This is a genomic window from Mesorhizobium sp. M2A.F.Ca.ET.039.01.1.1 (assembly GCF_003998035.1).
Classification (GTDB): Bacteria; Pseudomonadota; Alphaproteobacteria; order Rhizobiales; family Rhizobiaceae; genus Mesorhizobium.
Map to the genome: position 1 here is coordinate 1 of NZ_RZRY01000148.1, position 11387 is coordinate 11387.

12 protein-coding genes are annotated in these 11387 nt (G+C 62.8%); 7 read left to right on the forward strand and 5 right to left on the reverse strand.

All coding sequences use genetic code 11. From position 1 onward, the window contains the following. Positions 1 to 331 precede the first annotated feature (331 nt). Positions 332 to 994, reverse strand: coding sequence for a haloacid dehalogenase type II (locus EOA24_RS13945; RefSeq protein ID WP_042642109.1), 663 nt, complete (start codon positions 992 to 994; stop codon positions 332 to 334). A 150-nt stretch (positions 995 to 1144) separates the two neighbouring features. Here EOA24_RS13945 and EOA24_RS13950 point away from each other — a divergent pair, with 150 nt between their 5' ends. The 4 genes from EOA24_RS13950 to EOA24_RS13965 all read left to right on the forward strand — a co-directional run bounded on the left by EOA24_RS13950 (position 1145) and on the right by EOA24_RS13965 (position 4580). After that, complete coding sequence (locus EOA24_RS13950; RefSeq protein WP_126083467.1) at positions 1145 to 2023, forward strand: branched-chain amino acid aminotransferase; 879 nt, start codon at positions 1145 to 1147, stop codon at positions 2021 to 2023. A 203-nt stretch (positions 2024 to 2226) separates the two neighbouring features. Next, positions 2227 to 2829, forward strand: coding sequence for a superoxide dismutase (locus tag EOA24_RS13955; protein WP_126078384.1), 603 nt, complete (start codon positions 2227 to 2229; stop codon positions 2827 to 2829). Positions 2830 to 3185: 356 nt separating this feature from the next. After that, a complete protein-coding gene (locus EOA24_RS13960; protein WP_042641989.1) occupies positions 3186 to 3623 on the forward strand; it encodes a cytochrome c in 438 nt (145 codons plus the stop codon). A 9-nt stretch (positions 3624 to 3632) separates the two neighbouring features. Continuing rightward, on the forward strand, positions 3633 to 4580 hold the full coding sequence (locus tag EOA24_RS13965; protein ID WP_126078383.1) for a cytochrome c: 948 nt from the start codon (positions 3633 to 3635) through the stop codon (positions 4578 to 4580). A gap of 8 nt (positions 4581 to 4588) precedes the next feature. Here the strand turns inward: EOA24_RS13965 and EOA24_RS13970 are convergent, their stop codons facing one another. Continuing rightward, positions 4589 to 4978, reverse strand: coding sequence for an SET domain-containing protein-lysine N-methyltransferase (locus EOA24_RS13970; protein WP_126078382.1), 390 nt, complete (start codon positions 4976 to 4978; stop codon positions 4589 to 4591). Between the two features lie 99 nt (positions 4979 to 5077). Continuing rightward, a complete protein-coding gene (locus tag EOA24_RS13975) occupies positions 5078 to 7189 on the reverse strand; it encodes a S9 family peptidase (RefSeq protein WP_127251708.1) in 2112 nt (703 codons plus the stop codon). A 133-nt stretch (positions 7190 to 7322) separates the two neighbouring features. Between EOA24_RS13975 and EOA24_RS13980 the strand changes: the two genes are divergently transcribed. Both EOA24_RS13980 and EOA24_RS13985 read left to right on the forward strand, forming a co-directional pair. Then, positions 7323 to 7667, forward strand: coding sequence for an SH3 domain-containing protein (locus EOA24_RS13980; protein ID WP_189341955.1), 345 nt, complete (start codon positions 7323 to 7325; stop codon positions 7665 to 7667). 406 nt (positions 7668 to 8073) lie between these two features. Then, positions 8074 to 8499: a MucR family transcriptional regulator gene (locus EOA24_RS13985; protein ID WP_126061983.1), complete on the forward strand. Its 426-nt coding sequence runs from the start codon at positions 8074 to 8076 to the stop codon at positions 8497 to 8499. A gap of 85 nt (positions 8500 to 8584) precedes the next feature. Here the strand turns inward: EOA24_RS13985 and EOA24_RS13990 are convergent, their stop codons facing one another. After that, positions 8585 to 9013, reverse strand: a complete 429-nt coding sequence (locus tag EOA24_RS13990) for a SufE family protein (protein ID WP_126061982.1) — start codon at positions 9011 to 9013, stop codon at positions 8585 to 8587. A 110-nt stretch (positions 9014 to 9123) separates the two neighbouring features. Then, positions 9124 to 9513, reverse strand: a complete 390-nt coding sequence (locus tag EOA24_RS13995; RefSeq protein ID WP_126061981.1) for a DUF5330 domain-containing protein — start codon at positions 9511 to 9513, stop codon at positions 9124 to 9126. 556 nt (positions 9514 to 10069) lie between these two features. Here EOA24_RS13995 and EOA24_RS14000 point away from each other — a divergent pair. Continuing rightward, positions 10070 to 11387, forward strand: a 1318-nt coding sequence (locus EOA24_RS14000; protein WP_133374510.1) for a PAS domain-containing sensor histidine kinase, incomplete at its 3' end; no start/stop codon positions are given.

Sequence of the window (11387 nt, forward strand, 5' to 3'; positions counted from 1 at the left end):
GTTCTGATCTAACTCTTTGTTGGAGCATGATCTTCTCCGAAAACCGGTTCCCAATTTTCGGGATCATGCTCTAGGTCTCAATTCGCAAGAAAGCATGAATGCGAGGGTCCGTCGCCGGCGCCATCCATAACAGTCGGGGCGATAGGCGGTTCCAATTCTGGCCTGAGGGTGGACAGAAAAAGGCGAAGCTGTGACCACGCCACAGCTGTTGCGCTGCAGCAACAGCGGGGTCAGGGCGGTTCGCCACTTCACGGAAACGCCGAACCGCCCTTTCTTTTGTTTTGACGCAACTCCGGACGGAAAACCGCTTCACACTTTTCCTGGAATTGCATCAGACACCTGCCAGCAGGCCGTCGAGCGACGGCAGGATCAGCCCTGGCGGAAAGTCGCGGTATTCATCCGGCTGGTTGGTCCGGTTGATCCAGACTGTACGGAAACCGAACTTCGTCGCGCCCGCTATGTCCCAGCGGTTCGACGACTGGAACGACACCGCGCCCGGATAAAGCCGCCAGCTGGTGACCACCATGTCGTAGACTGACGGGTCGGTCTTGAAGCGTTTGACCTGGTCGACCGAAAAAACGTTGTCGAGGATCTGGTCGAGCGCGGCGGATTTGACCGCGGCGTCGAGCATTTCCGGCGAACCATTGGAGAGGATTGCAAGCTTCGCGCCGGACGCCTTGAGCGCCTTCAGCACGGCCGGCACCTCCGGATAGCAATCGAGCCGCCAATAGGCTTCGAGCAGCTTCGTCCGCAGCGCCGGATCGGCCGAGGGCACCTTGCGCAGCGCAAAGTCGAGTGCCTGCTCGGTCAGTTGCCAGAAGTCGGCGTAAGAGCCCATCAGCGTCCTGACCCAGGAATATTCGAGCTGCTTGGCGCGCCAGATGTCCGACAGCAACTGGCCATCCGGCCCGATCTCGCCGGCATGGCGGCGCACGGCGGCGTGCACGTCGAACAACGTGCCATAGGCGTCGAAGACATAGGCCGCATGATGCATGCTTGAGTTTTGCGGCGCGCAGGCCTGCCATGCAAGCATTGATTGCAGTCAAGTGCCTCTGGCCTCAACGATTTTTCCCGATGTCGGTTGACGACGGCCGTCAAAGCATCGTCCTATGCCGGCCTGAAGTCATCGATCTGGACGGCAAACATGACACTGGCGACGGCGGCGCAAACCGCGACATGCACCTATGTGGACGGCGACTGGTACGAGGGCAACGTTGCCATTCTCGGACCGCGCAGCCACGCCATGTGGCTCGGCACCAGCGTCTTCGACGGCGGCCGCTGGTTCGAAGGCGTGGCGCCCGACCTCGAGCTTCACGCCGCCCGCGTCAACGCTTCCGCCACGGCGCTCGGCCTGAAGCCGTCGATGACGACGGAAGAGATCGTCGGCCTGACCTGGGACGGCCTGAAGAAATTCGACGGCAAGACGGCGGTCTACATCAGGCCGATGTATTGGGCCGAGCATGGCGGCTATATGGGCGTGCCGGCCGATCCGGAGTCGACCCGCTTCTGCCTCTGCCTTTACGAGGCGCCAATGATTCCGCCCTCCGGTTTCTCGGTCACGGTGTCGCCGTTCCGCCGCCCAACCATCGAGACCATGCCGACCAATGCCAAGGCCGGCTGCCTCTATCCCAACAACGGCCGCGCCATCCTGGAAGCCAAGAACCGCGGCTTCGACAACGCGCTCGTGCTCGACATGCTGGGCAATGTCGCCGAGACCGGCACCTCCAACATCTTCCTGGTCAAGGACGGCCATGTGATGACACCGGCGCCAAACGGCACGTTCCTGTCGGGCATCACCCGCTCGCGCACCATCAACCTGCTTGGCGACTACGGCTTCAGGACCATCGAGAAGACTCTGTCGGTTCGCGATTTTCTGGACGCCGACGAGATCTTCTCGACCGGCAACCACTCCAAGGTCGTGCCGGTCACCCGCATCGAGAGCCGCGACCTGCAGCCCGGGCCCGTGGCCAAGAAGGCGCGCGAGCTCTATTGGGAATGGGCGCATTCGACGTCTGCCGCCTGAGCCGCCGGAGTTTCAGTGTTTCACGGAACGGCGACCCACCCTTTCTCCTGTTTGGCGTAATTCCGGACGGAAAACCCTTTCACACTTTTCGGCGAATTGCTCTAAAGTCGCTCGGCGCTTCATTCCGGAGTTGCCCCAACCCATTCCAGACCTATCTAAGTTCGGCAGTTTCACCGGATTTTTTCCTCGAGGGAGTACCATCCATGGCTTTTGAGTTGCCCGCCTTGCCTTACGACTACGAGGCGCTTCAGCCCTATATGTCGAAGGAGACGCTGGAGTATCACCACGACAAGCACCACAAGGCCTATGTCGACAACGGCAACAAGCTGGCCGCTGAAGCCGGCCTTGGCGACCTGTCGGTCGAAGAGGTGGTCAAGCAGTCCTTCGGCAAGAATGCCGGGCTCTTCAACAATGCCGCCCAGCACTACAATCACATCCATTTCTGGAAGTGGATGAAGAAGGGCGGCGGGGGCTACAAGCTGCCCGGCGCGCTGCAGAAGGCCTTCGACAGCGATCTCGGCGGCTATGACAAGTTCAAGGCGGATTTCATCGCCGCCGGCACCACCCAGTTCGGCTCCGGCTGGGCCTGGGTCTCGGTCAAGAACGGCAAGCTCGAGATTTCCAAGACGCCGAACGGCGAGAACCCGCTGGTGCATGGCGGCTCGCCGATCCTCGGCGTCGACGTCTGGGAGCACTCCTACTACATCGACTACCGCAATGCCCGGCCGAAATATCTCGAAGCCTTCGTCGACAGCCTGATCAACTGGGACCACGTCCTGGAGCTGTACGAAAAGGCCCGCGCATGACCCCGAAAATCGTGATCGATTTTCGGAAAGGATCATGCGCAGAATCAAAGCGTTACAGCGTCCTTTGCGCGCCGAAAGGCGCGCGGCGCTGTAAAGGCTGATCAATCTTACTGAAAAGCCCCGGCATGCCGGGGCTTTTCTTTATCTGCCAACACAGCAGATTGATCGCGAGCGGCAAAATCGTGACGGCACCGGGGGAATATTTCCATGGTCGGGTCCGTTAACGTCCGGAGCTTTTCCAGACGAGATGTGGAACAGTTTTCCGTCCGGAATTGTGCCAACCAGGAGATAGAGCATTTCGCCGTGAAACGGTGAATGCCGCAGTCGCGAAATTTTTTCACCACGGAGCCAATTGAATGAGAAAGCTTGTCCTTGCCATCTCTATGCTCGCCTTTGCCGGTTCGGCCGCCTTTGCCGATCCGATCCAGGAGCGCCAGGCGCTGATGAAGGAGCGCGGCAAGCTCGCCGGCCAGTTGTCCAAGGTGGTCAAGGGCGAGGAGGATTTCGACGCGGCCGCCGTGCTGACGACGCTGAAGGCCCTGCAGGCCAATGCCGAAAAGTTCGATGCCGAAAAACTGTTTCCGGCCGGCTCCGACAAGGGCGACACCACGGCAGCACCGAAGATCTGGGAAGACATGGCCGGCTTCAAGGCCGCCGAGGACAAGTTCCTGGCCAACACCAAGGAAGCGGTCGCCTCGCCGCCGGGCGATGTCGATGGTCTGAAGGCGCAGCTCAACACCCTGGGCGGCGATTGCGGCGCCTGCCATCAGAGCTACAGGATCAAGAAGGGCTGATCGCCTGATATGGCTTGGCTGAAGAAGCTCGTCGGCGCCGCCATCGTGCTTGGCGGAGCGGCGGCCGCCGCCGGCTGGGCCCTGTCGGCGCCGGTCAGGCTTGACGCTGGGGCCATCGCGCAGCTCGGGCCCGGCGACGCCGCCAGGGGCAAGCGCATCTTCTATGCGGGCGGCTGCACCTCCTGCCATTCGAAGTCTGGCGCCCAGGGCGACGCCCGGCTGCAGCTGGCCGGCGGGCTGGAGCTCAAGACGCCGTTCGGCACCTTCGTTCCGCCCAACATCTCGCAGGACCGGAAGGACGGCATCGGCGGCTGGAGCGAGGAGGACTTCGCCAACGCCATGCTGAAAGGCGTTTCGCCTTCGGGCGAGCATTTCTATCCGGCCTTTCCCTATGCCTCCTACGCGCGCATAAAGCCGGCCGACATCGCCGATCTCTACGCTTTCATGAAGACGCTGCCGGCGGTCGCCGGCAAAGCGCCGGACCACAAGCTTTCCTTCCCCTTCACCATCCGCCGCGGCATCGGCCTGTGGAAGCTTCTCTATCTCAGTCCCGAGCCGGTGATCGCGCTGCGCGACGGCACGCCGGACAAGGTGCTGGCCGGCCGCTACCTCGTCGAGGGTCCCGGCCATTGCGGCGAATGCCATACGCCGCGCGATTTCGCCGGCGGCGTCAAGAAGGGCGAATGGCTGGCCGGCGCCGTGGCTGCCGAGGGCACCGGCGTCGTGCCCAACATCACACCCGACGGGAAGAGCATCAAGGACTGGTCGGAAGCCGATATCGCCAACTATCTCGAGACCGGCTTCACGCCCGATTTCGATTCCGTCGGCGGCGCCATGGTCGAGGTGCAAAAGAACATGGCGCAGCTGACCGCCGATGACCGCGCAGCAATCGCCGCCTATCTCAAGGCGATCCCGCCGCACCCCAACGGCTATCCGGCGCGCAAGCCGGCGAGTTGACCTTTATCTTACGGGTGGCGGTCGCCCAGGAAATCGAAGCCGTCTTCGAAAAAGTGGTTGTAGTCGCAGGTCAGTTCCTCGCCGGGCGCGATATCGCGCAGCGCGTAGGTTTCCTCGGGCGAGGAGACGTCGCAGTTCGGCTCGTCGGCGTGGTTCATGTAACGCGCGTCGTCCGCCTCGAACACGATGTAGTTTGGATCGCGCCGGTCCGGATAGGAATAGCGGTCGAGATATGACTTTACCGGCCCGCTCTCGCCCTCATAGGTGTCGACGGGAATGCGCCGGTCGAACCTTGGGTCGAGCTTCCAGATCAGCGTGCCCTTTGCAATGCGGTGTTTGGCGAAGACGCCGATGCCCTGGATGGGCGATTTGTCGAGATAGACGTCGACGAGCAGCATGACGAACCTTGTGAATGAGCAGTCGGCGCGGTCCAAGGGCCACCTCCAAAAACGCAGAGCATTGCGTAACGCGCGCCCTTGTCAATTGCGAGTGGAAAATCAGGTCTTCCCGGTCACTTTCAGGGCATAGGCGTAAATGTAGGCGATCTCTTCCAGCCGGGAGAAACGCCCCGAGGCGCCGGCGTGTCCGGAATCCATGTTGATCTTGAACAGGACCGGGTTGCCACCTGCTTTGCGTTCGCGCAGCCGCGCCACCCATTTTGCCGGCTCCCAATAGGTGACACGCGGATCGGTGAGGCCTGCCAGCGCCAGGATCGGCGGGTAGGCGAGCGCCGCGACATTGTCATAGGGCGAATAGGCGGCGATCGTCTTGTAGTCGTCGGCGGACGCGATCGGGTTGCCCCATTCCGGCCATTCCGGCGGCGTCAGCGGCAGGCTGGCGTCGAGCATGGTGGTGAGCACGTCGACAAACGGCACCTCGGCGACGATGCCGCCGAAGCTTTCCGGCGCCATGTTGGCGATCGCGCCCATCAGCATGCCGCCCGCGGAGCCGCCTTGCGCGACGATGCGGTCGTGCCGTGTGTAACGCTCGGCGACGAGATGGCGGGCGCAGGCGATGAAATCGGTAAAGGTGTTCATCTTCTTCGCCCGCTTGCCGTCCTCGTACCAGCCATAGCCCTTGTCCTTGCCGCCGCGCACATGCGCGATGGCGTAGACGAAGCCGCGGTCGACCAGCGACAGGCAGTTGGTGTTGAAGGCCGAAGGCACCGTGATGCCATAGGAGCCGTAGCCGTAGAGCAGGCACGGCGCCGAGCCGTCCAGCGGCGTGTCGCGATGGTAGAGCAGCGAAATCGGCACCAACTCGCCGTCGGCGGCCGGCGCCATCAGCCGGCGCGTGACATAGTGCTCCGGATCGTGGCCGGAGGGCACTTCCTGCGTCTTCAGGAGCACACGCTCGCGGCTGCGCATATTGTAGTCGAACACCTGCACCGGCGTTGTCATCGACGAATAGGTGAAGCGCATCGTCTCGGTGTCGTACTCGTAGGAGCCGGAAAGGCCGAGCGAGAAAGCCTCCTCGTCGAAGGAGATGAAATGCTCCTCGCCGCTGGCGCGCTCGCGCACGACGATGCGCGGCAGGCCGTCCTTGCGCTCGAGTCTCACCATGTGATGCTTGAAACCGAGCACCGAGAGGATCAGCCGGCCGGGCTCGTGCGGCACCAGTTCCTGCCAGTTGGCGCGGACCGGATTGTCGACCGGCGCGGTCATGATCTTGAAATCCTTGGCGCCGTCGGCGTTGGTCAGGATGAAGAAGACGTCGCCGCCTTCTTCCAGGTCGTATTGCAGCCCGGACTCGCGCACCGCCACCAGCCGGGGCGCCGCTGAAGGATTATCGGCCGGCAGAAGCCGGTACTCGGACGTCTCATGGTCGTTGATGCCGACCAGGATCCAGTCATTGGCGCGCGTGCCGCTGACATCCATGAAGAAGCCCGGATCGGTCTCCTCATAGATGAGGCGGTCGTTCTCCAGCTTGTCGCCGAGCTTGTGGAAGAATACTTTCGACGGGCGATGGTTGTCGTCGAGGCGGGTGTAGAAGAAGCCGTCATCGCCGGCATTCCAGACCCCGCCGCCGCCCGTATCCGGGATCTGGTCGGCAAGGTCGGTGCCGCCGGCAACATCGCGCACGCGTAGCGTGAAGAATTCCGAGCCCTTGTCGTCGAACGCCCAGATGAGCTTCTTGTGGTCCGCGGAATGGTCGACGCCGCCGAGCCGGAAATAGGCCTTGCCCTCGGCCTCCGCGTCGCCATCGAGCAGGATTTCCTCGCTGCCGCCATCGCGCGAGGTGCGGAAATAGCGCGGCTGCTCGCCGCCCTGCCGGAAGGACGAGCCGTAGGCATAGGGGCCGTCCTTCATCGGCACCGTTGAGTCGTCCTCCTTGATGCGTCCCTTCATCTCGGCAAACAGCTTGCCGCGCAGATCCGCGGTGCCGGCCATCAGAACGGCCTGATAGGCGTTCTCGGCCTCCAGATAGGCGCGGATCCGGCCGTCAAGCAGGGAAGGATCCCGGAACACGGCCTGCCAGTTGTCGGCCCGCATCCAGGCATAGCCGTCGCTGCGGGTGATGCCGTGATGCGTGTCGGAAACAGGATGTTTCTCAGGCGTCGGCGGGCTGGCGGCCGGGAAGGCGGGAGTCAGGGCGGAAGTGCTGGTCATTACGTCTCGCTGCGGAATTTGCTTGAATGACGAATGAACACGCCACTCAGCGGCGGTTCAAGGGGCACGGCTCAAGATGGTCGACAGAAGCCAAGTCGAAGGGGAAAAGATGAAATCCTGTGTTGCTACCGCTATGTCTGTCGCCGTCCTCGCGGCGGGTCTGACTTTTTCCAGTCCGTCTCATGCAACCGTCTTTGCCGCCTGGCAAGTGGCGGGCGTGCCGTTCGGCGACACGCTCAACGCGCGAAAGTATCCCTCCAACGCATCGCAAAAACAGGCCGCCTATCCGAACGGCACCGTGCTGCAGATGACCGGCCGCTGCACAGGTGGCGTAAATCTGCTCGATATCGCCGGGCAGCCGCAATGGAAGCAGCGCCAGGCGATCCGCTATCGCTGGTGCGAGGTGTGGCACGACCCGGCGCAGAATGGCCATTTCGTCACCGGCTGGGTCTACGGCAAATATATCGCGCCTTATTGACGGACCGTCGGCTCGCCTTGTCGGGCCGGCCGGCAGGGCAGCTACGTTGCGCCATAGGATTCATCGTGCTGGCGCAACAGGCATCCAAGCATTGGTCAAGCATCGCGGGCCATGTCGTGCGGCGATCGGATGTCTAACACGCCAGTGACGCAGCGTCATGGCATGCTGGTCTGGCCAGAAAAATCTCGCGAAGTTACACGCCGCACGAATTTTTGAAGCTGAAACGGCAATATTTGATGAATATCGGCCAATATAAGTCAATATGCGAATTGACTTACTTGCGATGCGGCGTCATTAAGATGACCGACGCGAATCGCAGGGTTTTCCTGAATGAAATTCGCGCGATGCCCGACCTCGGAAAAAAGGGCGCAATTTTAGAAACAACTCTCGTTGGGGCCTGAGCACTATGGAAATCGTCGAAACACCTTCGAAAAACGGTGATGCGCTGATCGAACTGACCGCCGATGTCGTCGCCGCCTATGTCAGCAACAACCCGGTGCCCGTTGGGGAATTGCCGAACCTAATCGCCGACGTCCATGCCGCGTTGGGCCGTGTCGGTGGTTCGCCGGAGCAGCCATCGGCCGAGAAGCAGAAGCCGGCCGTCAATCCCAAGCGCTCTGTCCACGACGACTACATTGTCTGTCTGGAGGACGGAAAGAAGTTCAAATCGCTGAAGCGTCACCTGATGACCCATTACCATCTCACGCCGGAGGAATACCGTGAGAAGTGGGGGCTGGACGCCAACTATCCGATGGTGGCCCCCAACTACGCGGCTGCCCGCTCGCAGCTCGCCAAGAAGATGGGTCTGGGCCGCAAGCGCAAGGGCCGCTGATCGGCTTCGTTCCTCAGGCAAAGTTCGACGGCGCCCTTGCGGCGCCGTTTTGCTTTTCCGGATAGCGAAGGCGATATGGACCGGATCAGGCCGTCTGCTTCAGCGCCGCTTCCGCGTCGCGCTTGATGCGCTTGACCATCGAACGCAGGCCGTTGGCGCGCTGCGGCGAAAGATGCTCGTCCAGCCCGAGCTCCTTTAGCGTCGCCTCCGCGTCCGTGCTCTGGATCTCGCTTGCCCGCCGGCCCGAAAACAGCGCCAGCATGATGGCGACGAGGCCGCGCACGATGTGGGCGTCCGAATCGCCCTGGAAGCTGATCACCGGATCGGCGCCCGCTCCCTGCTCGGTGGTGAGCCACACCTGGCTGACGCAGCCGGGCACCTTGTTCGCGGCCGTGCGTTCGTTCTCGGGGAAAGGCGGCAGGCCCTCGCCGAGCTCGATCACATAGCGATAGCGGTCCTCCCACTCGTCGAGCAGGGAAAAGTCGTCGCGGATCGTCTGGATCGGGGTGGTCATGGCCCGCATATAGTGGCGCGGCACCGTCGCGTCACGGAAAAAGAAAGCGCCGCGGGCGTCGAGAGGTCGGACGGGCCCGCGGCGTAGCCAAGTGGCGGCTGAAGATTGTCTCAGTTCTTGGAAGTCAACAGCACTGGTATGTTGACCTTGGCGGGCAGCACGATGTCCTCGGCGACGCTGCCGGTGGTCATCTTGGCCGTGTCCGCAACCTTCGTCTCGGCCGCGCCTGCCTGCTCTGATTTGTCGTCGATCATGGCGGCGGCGATCTTGGCCGTTTCCTGGGCCCGGACTGTAATGGTGTACATGGCAGATTTGCCGGTTTCGCAGACATCGGGCTTGCGCTCGCAGAGCCCTGCAATGTCGCCCACCGCCTCGCGCGCCGCGAACAGCGCCTGGATCGGCCCGACGCTCTGCTGGCCGTCCTCGCCCGGGCCGACGCCGAGCGGCAGCGCCAGCAGCACCAGCGAAAACCAGAAAGCCATCCTGATCAGAAAGCCCATCTCACTTGCCTCTCGTGCGGGATGGATCCTGCATCCATCCGTGACGGGTCATGCATCCATCGGCATGACCTCTTTTATGGGCACGATAATGGCACGGTCACGCAAAGGACGGCTTGCCTCGAAGCCGCGAATTTGTCTCAAATTTTAGGCGAATTGGAAAGGAATTGGTTTTGAAGCGGACTTGTGTCGAATCTCATCGACAGCATTAACTTTACGATAACCATATATCGCATTGTAATTATTCGATTTTATTCGCAACAGAAATTAGCCGCGTCAGGTTTAGGCCCGTTTTGGCACAGGCCTCGCGGCTAACGCGCCGTTTACCATGACGCCAACTCGGCGCGCTTTGCGGTGCCGGCATCACAATATTTGCCTTGGGGCGGTCGCTGGCACCCGCCAGCCTTATCCATTCCTTAAACGCTGGATGCGAGTTTCAAGTCATTGATTGAGTCACCTGCCAGGCAGGATGTTTTTACCACCGGGTACGCGTGCGTTGAGTTCGATTTCAGCCAGATACGTTCAATTGCCCGGCGCGGTTGCCGCCGGCTGCGAACGCTTGGTTCACCCCACCGTGACGAGTGAGGCGGAACGCCTGCGCCAGCGCCGCTTCATCGGCGTCATGCTCGCCGCGCCATTCCTTGCCGCGGGTGCCGCGGTGACGCTGGTCACCTCGAGTCTCGGCGCGGCCGTCACCATGGCCGCCATCTTTGCCGCTTTCGGCTTGTGCTGGTTCGCCGCGCTTCTGGTCGCCGCCACCGGCCACATGGCGCTCGCCGGCCGCATGGCGGTCGCCTTGGGCGGCCTTGCCCTTGCCGGCGCAATAGCGGCGGCAGGGGGATTGGCCTCGCCGGTCGCGCTGCTGGGCTTGGCATTGCCGGTCGAAACCTGGTGGGTTTCCGGGTCGCGGCGCGCCGCGCTGTCGAGCGTGATGGCCGCGGTCGCCGCGATCGTTCTCCAGCCCTTTGCCGGCCAGCTCCTGCCGCCTGGCGAAATCGCCGCCTGGCACTGGCTGCTGCCGCTAGCCTGGGCGCTGACATTGTTGCCGCGTGCCGCCGCCTTCGCCGATCCTGCCGGCCTGCGGCCGGCGGAGCCCGCCGGCGATCGTCTCGAGGACCTGATCGACGCCGTCGTGCTGCGCGTCGGCCGCCAGGGCGAAGTGCTCGACGCGTCCGCCAAAGCGCGTTCGGTCCTGAAACTGGCGCCGGAGCTCCTGCTTGGCACCGGCCTGTTCGAGCGGGTCCATCTGTCCGACCGCGTCGCCTATCTCACCGCCTTGGCGGACATGCGCGAGGGGGCGCCGAAGCGCCGGCTTGAGTTGCGCATCCGCTTGCCGCGCGAGGGTTCCGGCGCTGCCGATAATTTCCGTCCGTTCAGTCTCGACTTGCTGCGCGGCGAAGCCGAACGCGACGTCTTCATGCTGGTGCTGCGCGAGAACGACGATGTCGCGGAGCTGCGCGAGGAGCTTGCGGAAGCCAGGGAGGCCGCCGCGGCCGCCGAAGTGGCCAAGGGCCGCTTCCTGGCGGTGGTCAGCCACGAGCTGCGCACGCCGCTCAACGCCATCATCGGCTTTTCCGACATGCTGCTGCATGAGATGTTCGGCGCCTTCAAGGACCCGCGCCAGAAGGAATATGTCGGCCTGGTCAGGGAGTCGGGCCAGCATCTTCTGTCCGTCGTCACCTCGATCCTCGACGTCTCGCGCATCGAGGCGGGCGCCTATGCGACCGAGCTGGAGACGTTCCGTTTCGTCGAGGCCGTCGACATGTGCCGCTCGATGATGCGGCCGCTGGCCGACGCCAAGGGCATCGTTCTTGCCACCCAGATCGCGCCGGATGCCGGCGAGATCAATGCCGACCGTCGCGCGGTGCAGCAGATCC

What these genes read in the sequence shown, in the direction of transcription:
- EOA24_RS13970 (WP_126078382.1), bottom strand. Translation starts at nt 4,978, where the DNA reads ATGCTGCTCGTCGACGTCTATCTCGACAAATCGCCCATCCAGGGCATC.
- EOA24_RS13980 (WP_189341955.1), top strand. Translation starts at nt 7,323, where the DNA reads ATGTCTGTCGCCGTCCTCGCGGCGGGTCTGACTTTTTCCAGTCCGTCT.
- EOA24_RS13975 (WP_127251708.1), bottom strand. Translation starts at nt 7,189, where the DNA reads ATGACCAGCACTTCCGCCCTGACTCCCGCCTTCCCGGCCGCCAGCCCG.
- EOA24_RS13990 (WP_126061982.1), bottom strand. Translation starts at nt 9,013, where the DNA reads ATGACCACCCCGATCCAGACGATCCGCGACGACTTTTCCCTGCTCGAC.
- EOA24_RS13985 (WP_126061983.1), top strand. Translation starts at nt 8,074, where the DNA reads ATGGAAATCGTCGAAACACCTTCGAAAAACGGTGATGCGCTGATCGAA.
- EOA24_RS13950 (WP_126083467.1), top strand. Translation starts at nt 1,145, where the DNA reads ATGACACTGGCGACGGCGGCGCAAACCGCGACATGCACCTATGTGGAC.
- EOA24_RS13960 (WP_042641989.1), top strand. Translation starts at nt 3,186, where the DNA reads ATGAGAAAGCTTGTCCTTGCCATCTCTATGCTCGCCTTTGCCGGTTCG.
- EOA24_RS13995 (WP_126061981.1), bottom strand. Translation starts at nt 9,513, where the DNA reads ATGGGCTTTCTGATCAGGATGGCTTTCTGGTTTTCGCTGGTGCTGCTG.
- EOA24_RS13955 (WP_126078384.1), top strand. Translation starts at nt 2,227, where the DNA reads ATGGCTTTTGAGTTGCCCGCCTTGCCTTACGACTACGAGGCGCTTCAG.
- EOA24_RS13965 (WP_126078383.1), top strand. Translation starts at nt 3,633, where the DNA reads ATGGCTTGGCTGAAGAAGCTCGTCGGCGCCGCCATCGTGCTTGGCGGA.
- EOA24_RS13945 (WP_042642109.1), bottom strand. Translation starts at nt 994, where the DNA reads ATGCATCATGCGGCCTATGTCTTCGACGCCTATGGCACGTTGTTCGAC.